Source organism: Campylobacter sp. RM12640 (genome assembly GCF_020137595.1).
Taxonomy (GTDB): domain Bacteria; phylum Campylobacterota; class Campylobacteria; order Campylobacterales; family Campylobacteraceae; genus Campylobacter_E.
The window spans coordinates 1-22,261 of sequence record NZ_JACGAU010000026.1 but is presented as its reverse complement, the minus strand read 5'-3'; the positions used below and the strand labels follow the sequence as shown (position 1 = coordinate 22,261).

Below are 22,261 nucleotides of genomic sequence, written 5' to 3'. Positions count from 1 at the left end.
AAGTGCTTTAGATAATGAAAGTCAGAATTTAATATCAAAAAGCTTAGTAAATATTAAGCAAGATAAGATAATTATTCTAATAGCACATAGATTAAATTCTATTGCAATTGCTGATAATATTTTGATTTTAGATAATTCTAAAATGGTGGGATTTGGAAACGATAAAAGCTTAGAAAATAATGAATTTTATAAAAAATTAAAAGAAAAATTTGAAGAATGTTAAAAGAGATAAAATGAATATAGAAAGTAAAGTATTAAAAAATGGCTTAAAAATTTATGCTGTAAATCTAAATGATAATTCAGGTGTAGCTAGTGTAAATATCTTTTATAAAGTAGGCTCAAGTTATGAAGAATTAGGCAAAAGCGGTATAGCACATTTGCTAGAACACCTATCTTTTAAAAGCACAAAAACTCATAAGGCTGGAGAATTTGATGAGATAATAAAAGCATTAGGTGGAGTAAATAATGCTTGCACTAGTTTTGATTACACTCAATACTATGTAAATATCGCAAATATTCATATTAAAAGGGTTTTAGAATTATATTCTAGTATGATGAGTGAGTTAATGTTTAATAAAGATGAGTTTTATAAAGAAAGAGATGTAGTCCTTGAAGAAGAGAGATTAAGAGTAGGAAATGATGCTTTTGGGTATTTATATAATGCTATTTATAATTACGCTTTTATAAAGACTAGTTATCATTGGACGCCGATTGGATTTGCTGATGATATAGCAAATCTTACACCTAAAATTGTAAAAGAATTTTATACTAAATTCTATGCACCAAATAATGCTTGTATAGTAATTAGCGGAGATTTAGCTAATATTGATATTTTTAGTATGTGCGAAGAGATTTTTAGTAAAAAATCAGCAAAAAAAATCACACAAAATAAAGTATATGAACCAGATAGAACAGGTCTAAAAGAAATAGAACTTAGTTTTCCTAATCTAAATTCTAATATTTTTGCTTGTGCTTATAAAATACCTGCATTTAATCACGAAGATTTTGAGTATTTAAAGGCTATTTCAATATTTTTAAATCTTGATAAAAACTCAATTATAAAAAATAAAATGATAAATGAGTATAATCTATGTGCTGATTTGGACTTTTACGCACAAAGCTCTAAGAATGAAAATTTATTTATAATTTTTGGAGTTTGTAATGATTTAGTAAATACAAAATCAGCAATAAAGCAACTAAAAAAATTAATTAATCAAACAAAATTTAATAAATTTGATACAAGAACAATTTATAATCAATTAGAATTAAGCATAAATCAAGTAAAATCCAACCCAAGTGCTTTAGCGAGTGGAATTGGTAAATTTGAATGTTTTGGAGATGTAAATGTATTTTTAAATTCTCTAACTTCAAAAGAATTAGATTATAAAATTTTAAACCAAGTTTTTAAAAAATATCTAAAAGATGACAATTTAACTCAAATAATTTTAAAGGAGAAAGTATGAAAAAAGAAATAATAGGTGCAATGACAGCTTTAATAACACCATTTAAAAATGATAAAATTGATGAACTTAGTTATGAAAAGCTAGTTAAAAGACAAATAGCAAATGGAATTGATGCCGTAGTTCCTGTTGGAACCACAGGAGAAAGCCCAACTTTAACTCACGAAGAGCATAAAAGATGTATAGAAATCGCAGTAAGTGTTTGTAAAGGAACAAATACTAAGGTTTTAGCAGGTGCAGGCTCAAATGCAACTCACGAAGCAATATCTTTAGCAAAATTTGCTCAAGAGTGTGGAGCTGATGGAATTTTAAGCATTACTCCATATTATAATAAACCTATGCAAAGTGGATTATATAAACACTATGAAGCTATTGCTAAATCAATTGATATTCCTATTATGCTTTATAATGTTCCAGGAAGAACAGGTTGTGAAATAGCTAGTCAAACTATAATTGAACTTTTTAGAAATTGTCCTAATATTTACGGAGTAAAAGAAGCAAGTGGAAATATAGATAAGTGCGTAGATTTATTAGCAAACGAGCCAAAACTAAGACTTGTAAGTGGAGAAGATAGTATAAATTATCCTATTTTAAGCAATGGTGGTAGTGGTGTAATTAGCGTTACTTCAAATCTTTTACCAAATGAAATTGCTAATTTAACTCACGAAGCTTTAAAAGAAAACTATAAAAATGCAAAATCTATTAACGATAAACTTTATAATATAAATAAGATTTTATTTTGTGAGAGCAACCCAATTCCAATAAAAGCAGCAATGTTTATAGCAGGATTACTTCCTAGTCTTGAATATCGTTTGCCACTTTGCGCTCCTAGTAAAGAAAATCTAAAAAGAATAGAAGAAGTTATGAAAAATTATGATATAAAAGGATTTTAATGCAAGAGATTAATTTTAAAGATAAAGTATTAGTAATAAGCGGTGGAACTCGTGGTATAGGTAAGGCTATTGTGTATGAATTTGCAAAAGCAGGTTGTAATGTTGCATTTACTTATAATTCAAACGAACAAATCGCACAAGAAATCGTTGCTGATATTGAAAAAACTTACAAAGTTAAAGCTAAATGCTATCCATTTGATATACTTGAGCCTGAAACTTATAAAGATTTATTTTTAAAAATTGATGAAGATTTTGATAGAGTTGATTTCTTTATCTCAAATGCAATTATTACAGGTCGTGCAGTTGTAGGTGGATATACTAAGTTTATGAAACTTAAACCTCGCGGAATTAATAATATCTTTACAGCTACCGTTAATGCTTTTGTTTGTGGTGCTCAAGAAGCAGCTAAGAGAATGGAAAAAGTTGGAGGCGGAAGTATTATTTCAATTTCTAGCACAGGGAATTTAGTTCATATTGAAAACTACGCAGGTCATGGAACAGCAAAAGCTGCTGTTGAAGCAATGGCTAGATATGCAGCAACTGAATTAGGCGAGAAAAATATCCGTGTAAATGTTGTAAGTGGTGGTCCAATTGATACTGATGCTCTAAAAGCATTTACTAATTATGAAGAAGTAAAACAAGCTACAATGAATTTAAGCCCATTAAATCGTATGGGACAACCTGAAGATTTAGCAGGTGCATGTTTGTTCTTATGCACTGATAAAGCTAGTTGGGTTACAGGACATACATTCATTGTAGATGGTGGAACAACATTCAAGTGATGAATTTACCTAATCTTTTGGCTAGTGCTAGGATAGTCCTAGCACCAATTTTATTTATATTATTAACGCATTCAAATGTGTTGGTTAATACTCACAATATACATATTTCTTGGATAAATTATTTAGCAGCTCTTATTTTTACTATTGCTTCTATAACTGATTTTTTTGATGGATATATTGCAAGGTCTTGGAATCAAAAAACAATTTTAGGAGAGATTTTAGACCCTTTGGCTGATAAAATGCTTACCTTAGCAGCATTTTTAGGGCTTATGATGATGGGAAGAGTTAATGAAATTCTAGTTTATTTTATATTAGTTCGTGAGTTTTTTATAACTGGTTTAAGAGTTATGATAGTAGCTGATGGGCTTAAAATCGCTGCAAATATGAGTGGTAAAATCAAAACAACATTTCAAATGTTAGCAATTGGATTTTTACTAATGGATTGGTGGGGAAAAGATATTTTATTTTACCTATGCTTTTTCTTTACTATTTATTCTGGGGCTATTTATGTAATAGAATATGCTAAGGCAAAAAAATGAAGAATATAATTCTCACTTTTATTGTTTTAGCTTTTTGCTTTTGGCATTATGGGGCTAGTTTTTTAGGCACTATTTTAATACTTTCTTTTTTGATATTTTTTCATGAATTAGGGCATTTTTTAGCTGCAAAATACTTTAAAGTTAGAGTTTTAACATTTAGCATAGGGTTTGGAAAGCCAATTTATGTGAAGCATTATAAAGGCACTGATTATCAAATATCAAGCATATTTTTAGGTGGATATGTCAAGATGAAAGGTCAAGATGATAGCGACCCTACTCTTAAAAATTATGATTATGATAGCTATTCGGTATTACACCCATTTAAAAAGATTTTAATTCTTTTTGCAGGTCCATTTTTTAACCTACTTTTAGCATTTTTAATCTATATAAGTTTAGGTTTTATAGGGGTTGAAAGGCTTAGTCCGACTATTGGTGCGCTTAGCGAATATGCTGATATAAAACTAAAAGTAAATGATAAAATATTAGAAATCAATGGCACTAAAATTAATAATTTTTACGATATAAAACCACTCGTAAATGATAGTAGTATTAATGTAAAAGTATTAAGAAATAATGAAATTTTAGAACTTGATATTAAAACTTACGAAGGCAAAACTCAAAATATTTTCGGAGAAATCATCACAAAACCACTATTAGGAATTGTGCCTAAAAATGAGACTTTTATAGAATATCATAGAGATTTTAGTGTGTTTGCTTGGGCTTTTAAAGAGAGTTTAGATGGGGCTTTTTTAATCCTTGAAGGTCTTAAAAAATTAATATTAGCTGAAGTTAGCCCTAAAAATATAGGTGGAATTATAAGCATAGCCGACACAACTACAATGGCTACTACACTTGGAATTTCAAAACTGCTAATAATCACGGCTTTACTATCAATTAATCTTGGGATTTTAAACCTTTTACCTATTCCTGTGCTTGATGGCGGGCATATAGTTTTTAATTTATATGAGTTAGTTTTTAAAAGGGAAGTAAATCAAAAAGTATTTATTACACTTAGTTATATTGGAATGTTTTTATTATTTTCTTTAATGATATTTGCTACATTTAATGATATAACAAGAATTATTGAAAACCAATAAAGTATATTTTATTGGTTTTTTAATTCTAATAATTAAAACCACTATATATTTTTGCTTATTTTAAATTCTTTAATTTACTTACAATATTTTTAATTAAACTAGACTTCCTATGCTTGTAGTTTTTCTTTATATGAGTTAATTTTTAAAAGAGAAGTAAATAATGTGTTTTTATTATTTTCTTTAATGATATTTGCTGCATTTAATGATATAACAAGAATTATTGAAAACCAATAAAGTATTATATTTTATTGGTTTTTTAATTCTAATAATTAAAGCTCACTAGATAAAACTAGGCAAAACTTACATAATTTTATTATTCTTCAACACTCACTACGCATTTATTTTTACCCGTATTCTTGCCAAGATACAAATTCTTATCAGCGATTTCAAATAGTTGCTTATAATCTTTTTGATTAAAATTAGCTATATATCCACCTATTGTAATACTTATTGTTTCTTGCAAATCACTTATCTTTAATTTAAACACTTCTTCTCTAATGTCATTTAAAAATATTTCAGCATCTTTTTTATTATCAATATCTGCAATGATTAAAAATTCTTCCCCACCCCATCTACAAATATTAATATTAAAATCAGAATATTTTTTATACTTATTGATTAAAACTATAGCCAACATTTTTAGCACAATATCTCCGGTTTGGTGACCATAAGTATCATTTATATGTTTAAAATTATCAATATCACATACCGCAATTAAAATTCTTTGTTTGTTATATTTTGATAACACAACATCTTCCATATATTTTCTATTATATAAACCTGTTAAAAAATCTTTATATACAATTTGAGCTAAATCGTTAATTTTTTTACTAGGAATAACGGTTACCAATACACCATAAACCACTAAAAATACCAATAAAACCGCTAAATTGATTGGATAAAGAACAATATTTGCATTTTTATATTCGTTAATTTCAAAAAATTTATCACTATGTAGCACAATAGAATCTGCTTGAAAATAACTAAGATAAATTAAAAAAATAATTAAAATTGTTGATACAAAACAGGTGCTTTTCTTAAAAAATAAAAATTGCACAAGTATCAAACAACATAATAACAAGTCAAATCCACTAGCACTACCTAAGTAATAAATTGCGATTAGCTGATGGATTAAAACTTCAAAATATACAACGGCATAATAAATTTTTATTTTATCGCTACTAAAATTTGTAATTATTAATACATAAATTAAGGTTGAGACTATATTTACATAAAATAGCTCATATATTTTCATATAATAAAATATAAACAAAAAGGACACATGTAAAATTGTCGCCAAAAGTATGATTAAATAAATATAATCATAAAAATTAATCAGTCTAGATATTAACTGCTTGATTTGAGTTGTCATAATTTTCCTTGTTTAATGAACCTAATATTTGAATAAATTTCTTGTTTTCAACTATACTTAAATTTGCCTTGATTTCATAAATTTCTCGTATTAAATCAAGTGTAATAACATCGTTAATCTTTCCATTTTTATAAACCTTGTTGTTGTGTAAAAAAATTGCTTCATCACAATATAAACTCGCTAAATTTAAATCATGTAAAACAACTATGCTTATTAAATCATTTTCAATTGTAATCTTTTTTAAAGCTTCTAATAAAATACATTGGTGTTTAATATCTAATGCACTTACAGGCTCATCAAGTAATAAAATACTTGGGTTTTTAAGCAAAACTTGAGCAAAAGCTATCATTTGTCTTTGACCGCCAGATAAATCTTTAATATTAATATTAGCAAGATGCGAAATCTTAAATTCCTTTAAAACATTAACTGCTTTATTTAAAATTTCATCGCTTATTTTTAAACCTAATTCATTATAAGCACCTAGTAAAACTACTTCTAAAGCACTAAGGTTTGTATGAGTATGAAAACTTTGTAACATATAACCTATATTACTTTGCCATTTTTTAATATTATCTGAATTAATATTACGATAAGTCATATTATGTTTTTTATCAAGTTGAAAAATAGCATCTAATAATGTGCTTTTACCTACACCATTAGCACCTAAAATAGCATAAATTTTACCTGATTTAAATTCTAGGTTTATATTATTTAAAATAGTCTTATTTCCTTTTTTAATACTTAGATTATTAATTTTAAGCATTTTTATTCCTTAATATAATAAAAAAGAAAAAAGGAACACCAATAAAAGAAGTTACTATTCCTATTGGAAATAAACTACCAGGAATTATCAATTTTGAAACACTAGAAGCTAAACTTAAAAATAAAGCTCCTATTATCATTGAAGCTGGTAAGAAAAATCTTTGATCTTCTCCTATAATAAGCCTTGCAATATGTGGTGCAACAAGACCTATAAAACCTATAACGCCCACAAAAGAAATAGCAACAGAACTAACAAAAGAAACACATAATAAAACTTTAATTCTTAAATATACTAAATTAACCCCTAAAACTTTAGCATTTTTCTCCCCAAGCCTAAATACACTTAAAGCCCAATTGTCTTTTAATAAAATTAAATAACAAAATAAAGTAACCAAAAATACTATTAAAATATTCGTATAATTAGCTTTTTGCAAACTTCCAAATAGCCAAAATAATATTTGTTGAGATACTTCAGGACTTGATAAAAATTGCACTAAAGATAAAAAAGATTGAAATAAAAACAATAAAGCAATACCAACTAAAACTAAACTTTGAGTGTTATATTTGTTATTTTTAGCAAAAATAAATAATATTGCAGAGCTTAACAAACTAGCACAAAATGCTCCTAATGGAATGCTAATAAAAGAACTTATAAAACTTATATTAAATGCAATTACTAATGAAGCTCCAAAGCCAGCTGCAGCACTAAGACCTAAAGTATATGGACTAGCTAAAGAATTATTTAAAATAGTTTGCATTAAAGCTCCGCCAAGTCCTAATGAAGCTCCAACAACAAGTGCCATTAATGCCATAGGTAATCTTAAATTATAAACAATATTAACGAAATTCTTTTGTATATCTATATCAAGTGCTTTAGATAATAAAGCTTTACATACAATAATTAAATCAAGTTGAGCTGGTCCTGTAGAAATATCTAGTATAAAAAATACTAATGCTAATAAAAAAGAGATTAGTAAAAATCCCAATCTCTTATAAATAGTGGATTTGTATAAAAGAATTTCTCTACTAAAATTTCTCATCATCAAGCTTTATCATAAAAGTTCCATCAGGAATAATCGGCAAATATTTCTTATGATAATTAATATAATCATCACTTGGATTAATATCACTAAATAACTCAGGATAAGCAGCTTTTGCTACAAATTCTAACATAAAAATATCCCCCAAAGTCCTTAGCATACTATGATAACCACCATAAATTCTATGATTTTTTACTGCGTTTAAATCTTGCCAAGTAGTTCTATTAGAAAATCCTCTTAATCTAGTATTTGCTTCATCAAAACTAATATTATTACCCATTACCATTGAAGTTTTATTTTTCTTAAGCTCACTTTCACGACCTGCTATAATAATTACTTCAGGGTCTTGAACTATGATTTCTTCAGGATTAATAGCTCCCCAAGTCTTAATAAGCCCATCAGCAATACTCTTAGCATTTGCTTTATCAATCAAACTTCCCCACATATAATGTGAATATGTAACTCCATTATCACTAGGGCCATTAATTCCGTATTCTATATAAACTTTTACTTTATTTTTAATATCTTTAGTTCTTGTTTGAATTAATTCTAAACGACTTTTATAATCATTCATAATTTCTTCAGCTCTTTTTTCTTGGTTGGTTAAAATTCCAAAAATTTTAGTGCTTATCTCGTGGTTTTGTAATTTTCCTTCGTGATAATCTACTACTATTATTGGGATATTTGCTAGTTTAATTGGATTTAAAGTATCTTTTAATGTATCATATTGCCATTTAGCTAAAACTAATACATCAGGTTCTAATTCTAATATTTTTTCAATTGACAATGTGCCTGATTCTGCTTCACCAAAATCTGCAATTTTGTCTAAATTAGGCATTACATCTAAATACATTTGCCAAGAAATTGGACTCCATTCACTCCAAACTGCTTTTGAAAAACCAACAACCTTATCAAATGATTTTTCTCCACCAACTGCTAAAAAATCTGTATAGTAAAAACCTAAAGCTATTCTATTAACTGGGGTATTTAAAGTAATTTCGTTTCCTGTTACATCTTTGAAAGTAATTTCCTTAGCAAACAAGCTAAATGATAATAAAAATAGTAGAATAAATCTCAACACTTCTCCTTAAATTTTAAAGAAATAAAAAAAGGAATTTGCCAAAAGCAAATTCCTAATCATTAAAATGCTGGGATTATAGCACCTTTAAATTGCTCTTCAAGTATCTTCTTAATTTTTTCTGTTTTTATAACCTTTATTAAAGCTTTTACCCCTTCATTATTTTCATTGCCTTTTTTAACAGCAATAACATTTACATAAGGGCTATTTAAATCTTCTAATATTATAGAATCCTTTGTAGGATTTAACTTCGCTGCTAATGCATAATTTGTATTAATTACAGCCAAATCACACTCATCTAAAACTCTTGGAACCTGTGCAGCTTCTAACTCTTTTATATCAAGATTTAAAGGATTTTCCGTAATATCAATAACGCTTCTAAATTTTACTTCCTTATTTGTCTTAATAAGTCCAGCTGCTTCAAGTATGTCTAAAGCCCTACTTTCATTTGTTGGGTCATTTGGGATATATACTAAAGCATTATTTTTTAATTCTTTAATATCTTTTACCTTTTTTGAATATGCTGCCATTGGAGGTAAAAACACATTAGCAACCGCTACTAAATCAGTGCCTTTACTCTCGTTAAAGTCTTCTAAAAAAGGCTTATGTTGATACATATTAGCGTCTAATTCCCCATCATTTAATGCAAGATTTGGTAGAATATAATCATTAAATTCTACAACTTTTAACTCATATCCAAGCTCTTTTAAATCATCTTTTACATTTTCTAAAATAGTAGCATTTGGATATGGGGTAATCCCTACTCTTAAAATCTCCGCACTAGCGTATAAACAAAATGCTAAACTTAAAGCTAATTTTTTCATATTTTCTCCTTAAAAACTTGGGATTATTTCGCCCTTATATTTTTCTTCTATAAATTTTTTAATTCTTGCATCATTTATAGAATCAACTAAAACCTTTGTCTTATCACTATTAATATTATCAGTCTTAACTACTAAAACATTAGTATATGGACTATCTTTACCCTCAATAATTACCGCATCTTTTGTAGGATTTAACTTCGCTGCTAATGCGTAATTTGAATTAATCACAGCTAAATCGCACTCATCTAAAACTCTTGGTAATTGTGCAGCTTCTAACTCTTTTATATCAAGATTTTTAGGGTTTTTTACGATATCTAGTGGAGTTTTTAGCTCTACATTTTTATCAAGTTCAATAAGCCCTGCAGCTTCAAGTATATCTAAAGCTCTACTTTCATTTGTTGGGTCATTTGGAATATAAATTAAAGCCTTATCTCCTAAATCTTTAATATCTTTAATCTTTTTAGAATATGCTCCCATTGGCTCAAGATGAACTGGTGCAACTGGAGTTAATTTTGTTCCTTTTTGCTTATTAAACTCATCTAAATATGGTTTATGTTGGAAAAAGTTTGCATCTATTTCGCCATCATCAACCGCTAGATTTGGCAATACATAGTCATTAAACTCAACGATTTTTAACTCGTGCCCTTTTTCTTTAACAATTTTTGCAACTTCTTCTAAAATTTCAGCATGTGGAACAGGTGTTGCACCTACACTAATAACATCAGCAAATAAATTTGCACTTAAAGCCAAACAAGCAGCTAAACTAAACAATCTTTTCATAATATCTCCTTAAATAAAATTTCCTGAATAAATAAATAAAATAACTAAAGCTAAAATTGAAATATAAAGATATTTATCCTTACCTTTTCTTAAAGCTTTTTCAACTAAATCCCCCCAAATCTGAACGATTTGAACCAATACAATCAAAACGATAACCGTTTCTACCATAATATCTGTTTTAAATCTTTGATAACCATAGCGATTAGCAACATCGCCAAGTCCCCCACCTCCTACAATTCCTGCCATTGCACTATATCCAATGACTACTATTAAAGTAAGCGTTGCTGCATTAATTAACGCAGGTAATGCTTCATACAATACGACCTTAAAAATAATTTGTATTCTACTAGCACCATAACTCTTAGCCGCTTCAATTATTCCGTAATCTACTTCATTTAAAGCACTTTGCACTAATTTTGCAATAAATGGAGCAATTCCAATTGTAAGTGGCACAATAGCCGCTGTTGTTCCTATGCTTTTTCCTATTAAAAACTTTGTAAAAGGAATTAAAGCAATAATTAATACTAAAAATGGAAAAGAACGGAATATATTTACAACAAAATCAAGCACTCTATAAAAGCCTAAATTCTCATACAAACCACCCTTTTTACTAACAAAAAGAAATATTCCTAACACAAGTCCTAGTGCAAAACCAATAATAGTAGCACTAATACTCATATATAAAGTCTCTTTTAATGCAGGATATAAAATCTTGTCAAAATGACTTAAAAAATTATCAAAATAATTCATACTTCCTCCCATAAAACGCCACTTTTATTAATATATTCACACACTCTTTGTTTATCACTTGGATTAATATTTATAATAAGTGAACCAAGTGCAATATCATTTAGCTTTTCAATTTTTCCCCAAACTATTGAAAAATCAATATTAAGCTCTCTTGCCATTTTAGAAATTACTCCATCAAGTGCTACTTCTTTAGGGAAAATTAATCTTATATTAAGCCCACTTTCTGGCACACAATCACTCTCATCTAAGAATTCTCTCATCTTCTTACTTGGTTTTAAAAATATTTCGCTAATTTCTCCATTGCCTATGATTTCTCCACCACTTAATAAACAAGCCTTATCAGCTACTCTTTTAACAGCGTCCATTTCATGGGTTACTAATACAACGCTAATGCCTAAATCTTTGTTTATTTGTTTTAATAAATCTAAGATTTGATTAGTAGTAGCAGGATCAAGTGCACTAGTTGCTTCATCGCTTAATAAAATCTTAGGATTTAGTGCAAGTGCTCTTGCTATTGCAATTCTTTGCTTTTGGCCACCACTAAGATTAGCAGGATATGAATTAGCCTTATCGCTTAATCCAACCAAATCAAGCAATTCTTTAACCCTTTTATCCACATTATCTTTTTTATGTAAAAGTAAAGGCATTGCAATATTTTCATAAGCACTCTTTCTACCCATTAAAGCAAAATGTTGAAAAATCATTCCAACTTCGGTTCTTAATTTTCTTAACTCTTCTTCTTTAAGGTCTTTAATTTCTTGATTAAATACTTTTAATGAACCTGCTTGATAGCTTTCAAGTGCATTTATACATCTTAAAAGTGTGCTTTTACCAGCTCCACTTTGTCCGACAATCGCATAAATCTCGCCCTTTTTAATATCAAGACTTACATCGTTTATTACGCAAGTATTTCCGTAATACTTTTTAAGATTTTTAATTTCAATCATAACTTTCCTTAAAATTTAATTTAAAGAAAAATAAAAATTTTTGAGAGTTTTGTAAGTTGCAAAAATATTTTATCTTTCTTTTTTAGCTTGCTTGCTTTAATATAATTAATTTGCGTCTAGCTAAAAAAGAAAGTCTTTAAAAGCCAGACGCTAGCGCATCTGCATCATCATTTAAAATCCTTTGTTTAAAAATATTTGTTGATTAAAGCAAAAAATATTTTTGATGTCAAGATATTTTTAAAATAATTTTATATTATTTGTTACATTTCGTAACATTTAAAGCTTAAAAGCTATAAAAGAGCAAAAATTTGCCCACCTAAAAAAGCAATCAATTTGCTTAAAATTAGCGTTGCTTAAAATTTTTATATTTTCATCATAAGTAAAAGGTATTAAAACATTTTCTAAAGCAGCTCTTTTTTGAGCTATTTCATATCTTGAATACCCTTGCAATTCCTTATAATTTTCGTAAATATCAATTATATTTTTTTGTAAAATTTTATTTTCATAAAGCACTTTTTCGCATAAAATAAAAATCCCATTCTTATTTAATAACTTATATATTTTTTGTAATAAATCTTCTCTTAAAAGTGGTCTAATAAAATGCAAGGTATAAGAACAAATTATCGCATCAAAACTATCATTAAGACTTAAAATATCTTCTATATTTTTATTAATCAAATTAATTTTAACACCTAAATCACTAGCCTTAATTCTAGCCCTATTTAGCATTTGCTCTGAATTATCAAGTCCAAAAAGCTCTAAATCATCTCTTTTTGAAAGTGCTAAAAGTGTATTTGCAGTTGAGCAACCTAAATCTAAAACCTTTGCATTTTTTGGCAAAATCTGACTTAGAATTTTAAAAATTAATTCTTGATTTTGCAAATAATACGGCACACTACGAGTAACCATATCATCAAACACACGCACCACTTTTTCATCAAATTCAAATTGTTTTATTAATTCTTCGTTAAAAACTTCATCTTTCATCTTTAGCCTTTAAACTTAGAGCTTTTATGTCTAAGTTGATTTGTTCTTTTAAACTATCAAAATTATCAAATTTTTTATTCTCTCTAAAAAATTCTAAAAACTCTATTTTAATTTTGTGGAATTTAAAATAAGAATTTGAACTATTTAAAATATGCACTTCTAAAGCCGTATTTAAATCAGTTGAGCGTTTGCCTAAAAAAGTAGCTGCAAAATAACACTCATTATCTAAATAAACCTTAGTAAAATAAACCCCTTCTTTTGGTAAAAAATAATTATCATAATCTACATTAATAGTAGGGACAAAAAATTTAGCTCCTAAACCTTGACCTTTGATTTGTCTTCCTTGAATGAAATAATTTCTACCTAAAAATTTATTCACACTTTCTAAATCAGCATTCAATAAACATTCTTTAATCAAACTTGAATGAACGCTTATATTATCTATTTTAAATTCATCTACGATAATACATCGTAGCCCAGAAAATTCTTGCAATTCTTTTGCGTGAGCTTGTCTATTTTTACCAAAATGAAAATCATATCCTGCTACAAAATATTTAAGTTGTGTAAAATTATACATAATATTTTGTGTAAAATTATACGCATTTTCATCTTTTATCTCATCAAGATTTACAAAAAATATTTTGCAATTTAATAATTCTTGCTTATAAATTATCGGAACTAATTCTCTTGTTTTTTTATATATTATTAATAAAGCCCCATTATCATCAAGCCTTTTTATCAGTTCAAAATGCCCTAAATGTAAAGCATCAAAACACCCTATTGCTAAACTTGTAATATTTTCTAAATCACATTTTTTTGCTTTTATTATTTCATTTTGAAAAAGCGTAAAAATATTCATAATTTCCATCTTTTCCGCTAAGTTTTGATTTTGATTTTTTAAGTAAAATCAAACCTAATCTTATTACTTCTTTTTCAAATTCTTCGCAAGATTTAAGCACGGCTTTTTCATCTTTTACCACACCATTTTTAGAACGCTTTACATTAATTCCTACTTCAAATTGTGGTTTAAATAAAATGATTAAATACTTGCTACTTAGTCTTATTAAATCATTTATTATTAATCTAGCTGATATAAAACTTAAATCGCACACAACTATTTCAAACGGAGCTGATTTAAAATCTCTAATATCTGTATTTTCAAATACTTTTACCTTTGGATTTGTTCTTAAACTATTATGCAATTGTTTATCTCCAACATCTACACAAGTAACACTTAAAGCATTATTTTCAAGTAGTATTTGAGTAAATCCACCCGTACTAGAGCCAACATCTAAGCAATTAATCCCGCTAATTCCTAATTCAAATTCTTCTAAAAATCCTTTTAATTTATAAGCAGCCCTACTAACATAAACTTCATCTAATAATTTACATTCATAATCTTGCAGTATCTTATCACTTGCCTTTTTTACTTCATTATTGATTAATACTTTTTCATTTTCTAATAATTCTTGAGCTTTATTTCGGCTTATATTTAATTTATTTGCTACGAATAAATCAGCTCTCATAAAAGTGCCTTAAACTCATCTTCATTAAGTATCTTAATGCCTAATTCTTTAGCTTTAGTAAGCTTACTTCCTGCATCATCTCCACACAATAAATAAGAAGTTTTTTTGCTAACACTTGAGCTAGTTTTTCCGCCGTTTTCTTTGATTATATTTTCATAATATTCTCTTGGATTACTAAGTGTGCCAGTTATTACAAAAGTCGTATTTGCAAATTTATCACTAGATTTTATATTTGTATTTTTTAGCCTTAAAATCTCATAAAATCTAATAATTAGCTCTTTATTAATCACGCAAAAATTAGCAATAGATTTAGCCATTTGCTCTCCAAATCCATCTAATTTCAAATAATCATTTTCATCTTTTAAATACCAATCAAATCCAAATTCACTAGCAACCTTACTAGCAGCTACTTCTCCAATATGCTCACATCCTAAAGCATTTATAAAACTTGCTAATTCACAATCTTTTGATTTTTCAATAGAAGTTAAAATATTAGTTATCTTTTTATCAGCAAAACCCTCAAGACCTTGAAAATCTTCGTATTTTAGCTCATAAATACACTCAAATGTGCTGATTTTTTCAAGTTTAAATAACAATTCAATAATTTTATCCCCTAAACCATCTATATTTAGGCATTTTTTACTTGCAAAATATATTAATTGATTTAGCATTTTTGCCTTGCAATTAAGATTTATACATTTAATTAAAGCTCCATCATCTAATAAAGTTTCATTACAAGATGGGCAAATTATTGGCTTTGGAATTTTAATTTGTGTGCCATCTCTTCGTTCTTTATAAACACGAGTTAATTTTGGTATAACATCTCCACTTCTAATTATGCTAACGCTATCATTAATCATCAAATCAAGCCTAGTTATCTCATCGTAATTATGTAAAGTTACTGATTTAACTATAGCTCCATCAATATTAGTAGGCTCAAGTGTTCCAACAGGGGTTATTACTCCCGTTCTTCCTACTTGATAACTCACATCAATTAATTTTGTAATTTGCTCTAAAGGTTCAAATTTGTAAGCAGCCATAAATTTTGGAAATTTGCTTGTAAATTCAGTGCATTTGCTTAAATCATTTATCCTTAAAACAAAACCATCTAACATCATTTTTTTATTTAATCTATCATTTTGTAAATTCTCATATTCAATTTGCAATTTATTAGCCCTAACAACCTTGCAAAAATCATCTTTTAAAAAACCTAAACTTCTAATAAATTCCATTGCTTCACTATGCTTTGTAAAACTTAGTGAGTTTTGCCCTATTCCGTGCGGATAAAATTGTAAATTTCTCTTTGCAACTTCGCTTGGTTCTTTAAGTCTTAATGAACCACTTGCAGCATTTCTTGGATTTGAAAATAAGCTTTCATTATTTGCTAATTTTATTTCATTTAACTTCAAAAAATCATCTTTTAAAATAACAATTTCGCCCCTAATTTCAATCAATTCTTTATAAGCAATACTCTTAGGAATTGAAGTAATTTGCATAGCATTTAGAGTAATATCATCTCCTACACTACCATCTCCACGAGTAATTGCGTGAATTAATTTACCATTTTCATAAATTAAGTTTAAACTAGCTCCATCAAATTTTGGCTCAATGAAAAATTCTTCATCTTCTGCCTTTGCTCTTTTTATCCAAGCGTGTAATTCATCTTCATTAAAAACATCTTCCATAGAATACATTCTGCTAAGATGAGCTAATTTATTAAAGCCATCATTTACATCTTTTAGATTGATTGGCAATACTTTTTGCGTTGGAGAATCAGGGCTTATATCATTTGGATTTAAACTCTCATAATCTTTTATTTTTTTCATAAGTGCGTCGTATTCAGCATCACTTGCAAGTGGATTTTCTCCTAAATAATAAGCCTTTGCCCATTTATTTGCTAATTTAATATTTTCTAAATACTCTTTCATATACTTTCCATTTTTTTAAGATAATTTATCATTGCATTTTGCCCTATTACATCATGAACTCTAATATAATCAGCATTTGAATTAGCGTGAGTGATTAAACTTAAAGCTTCTTTATGCTCACCTAAAAATCTTTTGTTTGAAGCTGCTAATAAAATAGGTTTATTTAAGGTCTTGAAATGATTTAAATATTTTACTAAAACTAAATTCTCATACTCACTTTTGCCAAAACCTATTCCAACATCAATTATTACTTTACTTTCTATTTCGCTTAATTTATTTAAAAAGAACTCATAAACACTATCTAAAATAAAGAATTTAGAATCAGAATTTGAGCTGCTTAAACCAGTATTATTTATATAATTATCAAAATAATTATTTTGTGAGTGCATTAAAATATAAGTAGCGTCGTATTTTAAAGCTAGTTTTGATAGCTTAGTATTAGCACTAATATCATTTATATATTTAAAGCCAATATCAAGAGCATTTGTTAAACAAATCTCATCAAAACTATCCAAGCTAAAATCTATCTTATCGCATAATTTATGTTCTTTTATTAAATTAAAAATAGGCTTTAATCTATCAAGCTCTAATTTCGCTCCTAAATAAGTAGAATTAGGTCTTGAGCTCATAGCACCGATATCAATAATACTTGCACCATTTTCAATAAACTCATAAGCCTTAGCTAAAAATTCCTTCTCGCTAATCCTAGAACTTTCATAAAAACTATCATCATTAATATTCATAATACCCATAATTTTTGGATATTTTTTGCTTACTTTTAATTCGTTTAAAAATTTACTAAGTCTTATGCAAGAAAACTGCTGCAATTTAAGCTTATTAGCTAAATCCTTTGCATTAATGCTATCAACTAGCAAAATGCTATCATATTTATATTCTCCACCTAAAATTGTATTTTTGTGATTTAAAACAATTGCACCTACGCTAATTGCGTCTTGTTTTAAAATATTTGCAGCGGTTGTGCTTATATTTTTTATATAAATTATTTGATGATTACTTCTTTTTAAAAATCTATCTAGTGCAAACTCACTTGAATTAATATCTTTAGCCGAGTTTTCATCTAGTAAATAAAAACTAGCTTCTCTCACGCATTATTCCTAATAATAACCTTGAAATTATAATTTTAGAATTTGAATTAAGCTTTGATAATTCATAGCATTTATAAAATTCTTCTAATAAATCACTACTAATATTTATGCCTTGTTTGTAGCATTCTTTAGCTAATGCACTTATAAATTCACTCAAACTCGCTTTATCAACATCGTAATTTACAATATCTAAATACGACATATTTTTAAGATTTAATTTAATCTCATAATTATTTTTATAATTTTCTAATTTTCTTGAAATTAATCTTGATTTAATAGTTGCTAATAAAAGGTTTTTTGAACTAACTAAAATCTTAAAATACACATTAGCAGGTGGCTCTTCTAGTAGTTTTAGCATATAATTTTGAGCTTGTATGCTATATTCTTTATATGATAATACGAAATATTTGTCATATTCTTCAATCAAATAAGCATTTTGCATAATCGCTTTTGCATCATCTAATAAAAACTCATCACCACTAAAAACCTTGCAGATTTTAGTTTTTTGCCTTAAATCATTTATAAAATCATCAGGGCTTTGAGTGATTATTATCTCACTTCTCAAATCTTAACCTTTGCAAAAATAATAGCGTCTAAACAAGCGTTAATTAATTGAGCAATAGTTATTAGTTTAATATCTAAATGTTCATCACTTGACTTAAGACAAAAAGAATTATCATATTCTTCATCTAATATAAACATTAAGCTATCTTTTTTATTTTTAGCAAGTTTTGCCATTTTTGAACTATCCTTACCAAAATAAATATAAATATAACCATTAGGATATGCTAGACTTAAAACATCATCAAGCAAATCTTCATTCTTATCATAATTATCAAGTTTAAAACCTTTTAAGCTAAAAAATGGCAACAATGGTCTAGCACTTTTTGCATTTACAAGACTTAAAAAATACTCTTCAAACCAAGCTCTTTCATCATCGCAAATTACTATAAAATTTTTCCCATCTAGTAAATAGCTAAGCCTAGAAGATAGCAAAGGGCTTATCTTAAACCTTTCGCTATCTAGCCAACTATAAAGCATACCTTTTTTTTGGATAAAGTCTTTTACAAAACTTAAAAAATCCTGCATTAATCTTCCAGCTTATAAACTTTATGTAGTGTTCTAACTGCTAATTCAGCATATTTTGAGCTAACAATCATAGAAATTTTAATCTCACTTGTTGAAATCATTTGTATATTAATGCCTTCATTTGCCAATGCTTCAAATGCAGCACTAGCAACACCTGAATGAGTTTTCATACCAACTCCAACTACTGAAACCTTAACTATATCGCTATCGCTTTCTATTACTACATCACTACCTAAAAGCTCTCTCATAGCTTCACTTGCATTTTTTAATTCATTTTGTGGCACGGTAAAACCTAAATTAGTAGTTCCATCATGACCTACATTTTGAATAATCATATCAACATTAATGTCTTTTTTTGCTAAAGTTGTAAAAATACTAGCAGCAATTCCTGGCTTATCTTCAATTCTTCTTAAAACTATTCTTGCTTGATTTTTATCTAATGCTATTCCACTAACTAATGCTTGTTCCATTTTTTCCTCGCTTGTTATAATTGTTCCATTATTTTCATTAAAGCTACTTCTAGTAACTAATTTTACATTTAATTTTTTTGCTAATTCAACGCTTCTATTTTGTAAAACTTTAGCACCTAAACTAGCAAGTTCTAACATTTCTTCATAAGAAATTTTATCAAGTTTTTTAGCCTTTGGCTCAATTCTTGGATCAGTAGTATAAACCCCATCAACATCTGTGTAAATCTCACACAAATCAGCATTTAAAGCCCCTGCAAAAGCAACAGCACTCAAATCACTTCCCCCACGACCAAGTGTAGTAGTATTTCCATTTGCTGCATACCCTTGAAAACCAGCTATTACAACTATTTTTCCACTTGAAAGTTCTTTTTTAATTCTAGTTGCATCAATATCAATGATTTTTGCGTTTGTATAATCATCTGTAGTTAAAAGCCCAGCTTCTTTACCACTTAAAGAAATCGCATCATATCCTTTTGACATAAGTGCAATAGCAAGTAAAGCAGCAGTTTCTCTCTCACCACAAGAAAGCAACATATCTAATTCTTTTTTATTTGGACTTTCTGAATAAAAATTAGCATTATCAATTAATTGATTTGTTCTACCGCTCATTGCAGAAACTACCACAACTATATCTTTATAAGTCTTTTTAGACTTAATAACCCTATTTGCAACATTTTCTATGCGTTCAAGGTTGCCAACGCTTGTGCCTCCGTATTTTTGAACAACTAACATCCTATAAATCCTTCTTTTTGAAAATACTTTAAAACTTTGGTATAAAGTGGTCTTTTAAAATGATTAATATAAGGGTTTATATCCTTATAATCCACAAAAAGATGCTCTTTAAACTCAGGTTCATTGGTATTTAAATTAATCAAGTTATTATCTCTTACTTTAACTAAAAAATACCTTTGAGTTTGCCCATCAAAATTATATTTTTTCTTAACAGCTTCGTTAGGAAATTCATAGCTTAACCATTCAGGATATTCAGCAATGATTTCAAATTCTTTTGTGCCTAATTCTTCTTCAAGCTCTCTTATCAATGCTTCTTTTGGACTTTCTCCATCATCAATCCCACCTTGCGGGAATTGCCAAACATCAATATCAAGTCTTAAAGCCACTAAAATTTTACAATTTAATGGGTATTCTTGAGACAAAACAATAGCTGCTACATTTTTTCTAAATCTTTTTTTCATCAAATAACCTAAAATTAATTTCACACGATACTATCAAGAAAAATTTAATTAAAAGCAACATTTTTACTAAAGAAATAATTATTTTTTGCCGATATGAAGCTTATGATTTTCAAGGAGAAAAAATGCAAATAAGTGCTAGAAATATAACTTTATCTTATCAAGCAGCAGCTTCTTTTAGTAGTAAAGATGAAGCACAAAAAAACATTAAAGATAGCTTAAAAAACTACGGCGTAAATCTTAGCAATGAAGAATTAGACAAACTCACAGCAAAAGGCGAAAATGATAGTTTTTTTGCAATGAGTTTTGAGATTAGTATCACAGAAATTAGCATTCAAGGTAATTTAAACGAAATTGCAAATAATAGGGGTAATATCAAAGAATTTTTAAATAATTTTAAAGATTTAGTTAATGATAATTTAGATAGCAATAGTGCTAAAAATTTATTATTAGATAATGCAGAATTTGGTTCAAAAAATACTGCAAAAAGAATGGCAGAGCAAATCATAAAAAATGCAAATAATGATGCAAATAAACTAAGATTAGGTAAAGATGGATTATTAAGTGGCTTTAATGAAGCATTAAAAAGATTTAATTTCGGTGATGATTATATGAGTTTAGCTAATAAAACTCTTGATAATGCTATCAAAATGATAGATGAACAAATCGCTAAACTAGGCGAAAATTTATTAAATTTCAAAGCATAAAATGAGAATTTATATTCATATTCCATTTTGTGCTAGCAAATGCTCTTATTGTTCTTTTGCTAGTTTTACAAATCAGCAAAAAATAAATGAATATTTTAAAGCCTTAGAATTAGATTTAGCAAGGTTTTTACCATTTTCTAAAGATATAAAAAGCATATATTTTGGGGGTGGAACTCCAAGCTTTATAGACGCAAAATACTATGAAAATATTTTTAAATTATTAAAGCCTTATATTAATAATGATACAGAAATCAGTGCTGAAGCAAATCCAAATTCTTTAAGCTTAAATTGGCTTAATGCTATGCGTAATTATGGATTAAATCGCATAAGCATTGGGGTGCAAAGCTTTAATGATGAGAAATTAAAATTCTTAAATAGAGCCCACTCAAGCAAACAAGCTATAGAAAAAATCAAACTATTAAAAAATGAAAAAATATCTTTTAGTATAGATATAATTTATGGCACTTATTTAGATAATTTAAATATGCTAAATGATGAATTAAAAGTCATAAAAAGCCTAGAATTAAATCATCTTAGTGCTTATACTTTAATTTTAGAAGATAATACCCCTTTTCAAAATAAAACCGAATACATTCAAAAAGATGATGAGTTAAATTGCTATTTTTATGAAAATTTGCAAAAAATCGGGTTAAAAGCTTATGAAATAAGTAATTTTGCAAGTTCTAGCGAATATGAATGCTCTCATAATAAAGCTTATTGGAGTAAAGAAAATTACTTAGGCATTGGACTTTCAAGCGTTGGCACTAGCGATAATATTCGCTATACAGCAAGTTCAAACCTAAATGAATATATAGCAAATCCATATTTTAGAATTAAAGAAAGCTTAAGCCCAAATGACATTAGACTAGAAAGCATTTTTCTAGGACTTAGATCAAATGTAGGAATAGATATTAATCTTATTAAAGATAAAAAG

24 protein-coding genes and 1 pseudogene are annotated in these 22,261 nt (G+C 27.6%); 8 read left to right on the top strand and 17 right to left on the bottom strand.

Features of this window, described 5'->3' with window-relative positions; genetic code table 11:
* The 6 genes and pseudogenes from AVBRAN12640_RS08640 to AVBRAN12640_RS08615 all read left to right on the top strand — a co-directional run.
* Positions 1-223 (top strand): annotated as a pseudogene (locus AVBRAN12640_RS08640) (ABC transporter ATP-binding protein); the annotation flags it as partial.
* A gap of 10 nt (positions 224-233) precedes the next feature.
* A complete protein-coding gene (locus AVBRAN12640_RS08635) occupies positions 234-1,463 on the top strand; it encodes a M16 family metallopeptidase (protein WP_214119929.1) in 1,230 nt (409 codons plus the stop codon).
* The gene (gene dapA, locus AVBRAN12640_RS08630; protein ID WP_214117734.1) at positions 1,460-2,353 is read left to right on the top strand and encodes a 4-hydroxy-tetrahydrodipicolinate synthase; all 894 of its coding nucleotides are present in this window, start codon (positions 1,460-1,462) and stop codon (positions 2,351-2,353) included. Before AVBRAN12640_RS08635 ends, dapA begins: the two co-directional genes overlap by 4 nt.
* Positions 2,353-3,135 carry an enoyl-ACP reductase gene (locus AVBRAN12640_RS08625; protein WP_214117735.1) on the top strand — a complete coding sequence of 261 codons (783 nt, stop codon included), beginning with the start codon at positions 2,353-2,355 and terminating at the stop codon, positions 3,133-3,135. The genes dapA and AVBRAN12640_RS08625 overlap by 1 nt, the downstream gene beginning before the upstream one ends.
* Positions 3,135-3,674 (top strand): CDP-diacylglycerol--glycerol-3-phosphate 3-phosphatidyltransferase, encoded by a 540-nt coding sequence (gene pgsA / locus AVBRAN12640_RS08620; protein WP_214117756.1) that lies wholly within the window; start codon positions 3,135-3,137, stop codon positions 3,672-3,674. The genes AVBRAN12640_RS08625 and pgsA overlap by 1 nt, the downstream gene beginning before the upstream one ends.
* Positions 3,671-4,771 carry a M50 family metallopeptidase gene (locus AVBRAN12640_RS08615; protein WP_336608746.1) on the top strand — a complete coding sequence of 367 codons (1,101 nt, stop codon included), beginning with the start codon at positions 3,671-3,673 and terminating at the stop codon, positions 4,769-4,771. The genes pgsA and AVBRAN12640_RS08615 overlap by 4 nt, the downstream gene beginning before the upstream one ends.
* Positions 4,772-5,084: 313 nt before the next feature.
* Here AVBRAN12640_RS08615 and AVBRAN12640_RS08610 read toward each other — a convergent pair whose 3' ends face one another.
* The 17 genes from AVBRAN12640_RS08610 to AVBRAN12640_RS08530 form a co-directional block, all read right to left on the bottom strand.
* Positions 5,085-6,143 (bottom strand): GGDEF domain-containing protein, encoded by a 1,059-nt coding sequence (locus tag AVBRAN12640_RS08610; RefSeq protein WP_214117737.1) that lies wholly within the window; start codon positions 6,141-6,143, stop codon positions 5,085-5,087.
* Complete coding sequence (locus AVBRAN12640_RS08605) at positions 6,112-6,906, bottom strand: ABC transporter ATP-binding protein (RefSeq protein ID WP_214117738.1); 795 nt, start codon at positions 6,904-6,906, stop codon at positions 6,112-6,114. The genes AVBRAN12640_RS08610 and AVBRAN12640_RS08605 overlap by 32 nt, the downstream gene beginning before the upstream one ends.
* Positions 6,899-7,945 carry a FecCD family ABC transporter permease gene (locus AVBRAN12640_RS08600; RefSeq protein WP_336607225.1) on the bottom strand — a complete coding sequence of 349 codons (1,047 nt, stop codon included), beginning with the start codon at positions 7,943-7,945 and terminating at the stop codon, positions 6,899-6,901. The genes AVBRAN12640_RS08605 and AVBRAN12640_RS08600 overlap by 8 nt, the downstream gene beginning before the upstream one ends.
* Positions 7,932-9,023: an ABC transporter substrate-binding protein gene (locus AVBRAN12640_RS08595; protein WP_336607224.1), complete on the bottom strand. Its 1,092-nt coding sequence runs from the start codon at positions 9,021-9,023 to the stop codon at positions 7,932-7,934. The genes AVBRAN12640_RS08600 and AVBRAN12640_RS08595 overlap by 14 nt, the downstream gene beginning before the upstream one ends.
* Positions 9,024-9,085: 62 nt before the next feature.
* Complete coding sequence (locus tag AVBRAN12640_RS08590) at positions 9,086-9,847, bottom strand: MetQ/NlpA family ABC transporter substrate-binding protein (RefSeq protein ID WP_214117741.1); 762 nt, start codon at positions 9,845-9,847, stop codon at positions 9,086-9,088.
* A 9-nt stretch (positions 9,848-9,856) separates the two neighbouring features.
* Positions 9,857-10,627 (bottom strand): MetQ/NlpA family ABC transporter substrate-binding protein, encoded by a 771-nt coding sequence (locus tag AVBRAN12640_RS08585; RefSeq protein WP_214117742.1) that lies wholly within the window; start codon positions 10,625-10,627, stop codon positions 9,857-9,859.
* A 9-nt stretch (positions 10,628-10,636) separates the two neighbouring features.
* Positions 10,637-11,377, bottom strand: a complete 741-nt coding sequence (locus AVBRAN12640_RS08580; protein ID WP_214117743.1) for a methionine ABC transporter permease — start codon at positions 11,375-11,377, stop codon at positions 10,637-10,639.
* Positions 11,374-12,324: a methionine ABC transporter ATP-binding protein gene (locus AVBRAN12640_RS08575; protein ID WP_214117744.1), complete on the bottom strand. Its 951-nt coding sequence runs from the start codon at positions 12,322-12,324 to the stop codon at positions 11,374-11,376. Before AVBRAN12640_RS08575 ends, AVBRAN12640_RS08580 begins: the two co-directional genes overlap by 4 nt.
* 276 nt (positions 12,325-12,600) lie before the next feature.
* The gene (gene cmoA, locus AVBRAN12640_RS08570) at positions 12,601-13,311 is read right to left on the bottom strand and encodes a carboxy-S-adenosyl-L-methionine synthase CmoA (RefSeq protein ID WP_214117745.1); all 711 of its coding nucleotides are present in this window, start codon (positions 13,309-13,311) and stop codon (positions 12,601-12,603) included.
* The gene (locus AVBRAN12640_RS08565) at positions 13,301-14,170 is read right to left on the bottom strand and encodes a bifunctional riboflavin kinase/FAD synthetase (RefSeq protein WP_336612990.1); all 870 of its coding nucleotides are present in this window, start codon (positions 14,168-14,170) and stop codon (positions 13,301-13,303) included. Before AVBRAN12640_RS08565 ends, cmoA begins: the two co-directional genes overlap by 11 nt.
* Positions 14,142-14,837 carry a 23S rRNA (cytidine-2'-O)-methyltransferase TlyA gene (gene tlyA / locus AVBRAN12640_RS08560; RefSeq protein WP_336608747.1) on the bottom strand — a complete coding sequence of 232 codons (696 nt, stop codon included), beginning with the start codon at positions 14,835-14,837 and terminating at the stop codon, positions 14,142-14,144. Before tlyA ends, AVBRAN12640_RS08565 begins: the two co-directional genes overlap by 29 nt.
* The gene (ligA, locus tag AVBRAN12640_RS08555) at positions 14,834-16,765 is read right to left on the bottom strand and encodes an NAD-dependent DNA ligase LigA (protein ID WP_336608748.1); all 1,932 of its coding nucleotides are present in this window, start codon (positions 16,763-16,765) and stop codon (positions 14,834-14,836) included. The genes tlyA and ligA overlap by 4 nt, the downstream gene beginning before the upstream one ends.
* On the bottom strand, positions 16,762-17,871 hold the full coding sequence (gene folP, locus AVBRAN12640_RS08550) for a dihydropteroate synthase (protein ID WP_336608749.1): 1,110 nt from the start codon (positions 17,869-17,871) through the stop codon (positions 16,762-16,764). The genes ligA and folP overlap by 4 nt, the downstream gene beginning before the upstream one ends.
* A complete protein-coding gene (locus AVBRAN12640_RS08545; protein WP_214117750.1) occupies positions 17,858-18,436 on the bottom strand; it encodes a DNA polymerase III subunit delta' in 579 nt (192 codons plus the stop codon). The genes folP and AVBRAN12640_RS08545 overlap by 14 nt, the downstream gene beginning before the upstream one ends.
* Entirely contained in the window at positions 18,433-18,960 is a 528-nt protein-coding gene (locus AVBRAN12640_RS08540) for a HobA family DNA replication regulator (RefSeq protein WP_214117751.1), read from the bottom strand. The genes AVBRAN12640_RS08545 and AVBRAN12640_RS08540 overlap by 4 nt, the downstream gene beginning before the upstream one ends.
* Positions 18,960-20,162 carry an aspartate kinase gene (locus tag AVBRAN12640_RS08535; protein WP_214149877.1) on the bottom strand — a complete coding sequence of 401 codons (1,203 nt, stop codon included), beginning with the start codon at positions 20,160-20,162 and terminating at the stop codon, positions 18,960-18,962. Before AVBRAN12640_RS08535 ends, AVBRAN12640_RS08540 begins: the two co-directional genes overlap by 1 nt.
* Complete coding sequence (locus tag AVBRAN12640_RS08530) at positions 20,156-20,623, bottom strand: RNA pyrophosphohydrolase (RefSeq protein WP_214117753.1); 468 nt, start codon at positions 20,621-20,623, stop codon at positions 20,156-20,158. Before AVBRAN12640_RS08530 ends, AVBRAN12640_RS08535 begins: the two co-directional genes overlap by 7 nt.
* 122 nt (positions 20,624-20,745) lie before the next feature.
* Here AVBRAN12640_RS08530 and AVBRAN12640_RS08525 point away from each other — a divergent pair, with 122 nt between their 5' ends.
* Complete coding sequence (locus tag AVBRAN12640_RS08525; RefSeq protein ID WP_214117754.1) at positions 20,746-21,327, top strand: hypothetical protein; 582 nt, start codon at positions 20,746-20,748, stop codon at positions 21,325-21,327.
* A gap of 1 nt (position 21,328) precedes the next feature.
* Positions 21,329-22,261, top strand: a 933-nt coding sequence (hemW, locus tag AVBRAN12640_RS08520; RefSeq protein ID WP_336608750.1) for a radical SAM family heme chaperone HemW, incomplete at its 3' end; no start/stop codon positions are given.

What these genes read in the sequence shown, in the direction of transcription:
- AVBRAN12640_RS08635 (WP_214119929.1), top strand. Translation starts at nt 234, where the DNA reads ATGAATATAGAAAGTAAAGTATTAAAAAATGGCTTAAAAATTTATGCT.
- AVBRAN12640_RS08525 (WP_214117754.1), top strand. Translation starts at nt 20,746, where the DNA reads ATGCAAATAAGTGCTAGAAATATAACTTTATCTTATCAAGCAGCAGCT.
- cmoA (WP_214117745.1), bottom strand. Translation starts at nt 13,311, where the DNA reads ATGAAAGATGAAGTTTTTAACGAAGAATTAATAAAACAATTTGAATTT.
- AVBRAN12640_RS08605 (WP_214117738.1), bottom strand. Translation starts at nt 6,906, where the DNA reads ATGCTTAAAATTAATAATCTAAGTATTAAAAAAGGAAATAAGACTATT.
- AVBRAN12640_RS08530 (WP_214117753.1), bottom strand. Translation starts at nt 20,623, where the DNA reads ATGAAAAAAAGATTTAGAAAAAATGTAGCAGCTATTGTTTTGTCTCAA.
- AVBRAN12640_RS08535 (WP_214149877.1), bottom strand. Translation starts at nt 20,162, where the DNA reads ATGTTAGTTGTTCAAAAATACGGAGGCACAAGCGTTGGCAACCTTGAA.
- pgsA (WP_214117756.1), top strand. Translation starts at nt 3,135, where the DNA reads ATGAATTTACCTAATCTTTTGGCTAGTGCTAGGATAGTCCTAGCACCA.
- tlyA (WP_336608747.1), bottom strand. Translation starts at nt 14,837, where the DNA reads ATGAGAGCTGATTTATTCGTAGCAAATAAATTAAATATAAGCCGAAAT.
- ligA (WP_336608748.1), bottom strand. Translation starts at nt 16,765, where the DNA reads ATGAAAGAGTATTTAGAAAATATTAAATTAGCAAATAAATGGGCAAAG.
- AVBRAN12640_RS08580 (WP_214117743.1), bottom strand. Translation starts at nt 11,377, where the DNA reads ATGAATTATTTTGATAATTTTTTAAGTCATTTTGACAAGATTTTATAT.
- AVBRAN12640_RS08615 (WP_336608746.1), top strand. Translation starts at nt 3,671, where the DNA reads ATGAAGAATATAATTCTCACTTTTATTGTTTTAGCTTTTTGCTTTTGG.
- AVBRAN12640_RS08625 (WP_214117735.1), top strand. Translation starts at nt 2,353, where the DNA reads ATGCAAGAGATTAATTTTAAAGATAAAGTATTAGTAATAAGCGGTGGA.
- AVBRAN12640_RS08575 (WP_214117744.1), bottom strand. Translation starts at nt 12,324, where the DNA reads ATGATTGAAATTAAAAATCTTAAAAAGTATTACGGAAATACTTGCGTA.
- AVBRAN12640_RS08600 (WP_336607225.1), bottom strand. Translation starts at nt 7,945, where the DNA reads ATGAGAAATTTTAGTAGAGAAATTCTTTTATACAAATCCACTATTTAT.
- AVBRAN12640_RS08565 (WP_336612990.1), bottom strand. Translation starts at nt 14,170, where the DNA reads ATGAATATTTTTACGCTTTTTCAAAATGAAATAATAAAAGCAAAAAAA.
- AVBRAN12640_RS08585 (WP_214117742.1), bottom strand. Translation starts at nt 10,627, where the DNA reads ATGAAAAGATTGTTTAGTTTAGCTGCTTGTTTGGCTTTAAGTGCAAAT.
- AVBRAN12640_RS08540 (WP_214117751.1), bottom strand. Translation starts at nt 18,960, where the DNA reads ATGCAGGATTTTTTAAGTTTTGTAAAAGACTTTATCCAAAAAAAAGGT.
- AVBRAN12640_RS08590 (WP_214117741.1), bottom strand. Translation starts at nt 9,847, where the DNA reads ATGAAAAAATTAGCTTTAAGTTTAGCATTTTGTTTATACGCTAGTGCG.
- dapA (WP_214117734.1), top strand. Translation starts at nt 1,460, where the DNA reads ATGAAAAAAGAAATAATAGGTGCAATGACAGCTTTAATAACACCATTT.
- AVBRAN12640_RS08610 (WP_214117737.1), bottom strand. Translation starts at nt 6,143, where the DNA reads ATGACAACTCAAATCAAGCAGTTAATATCTAGACTGATTAATTTTTAT.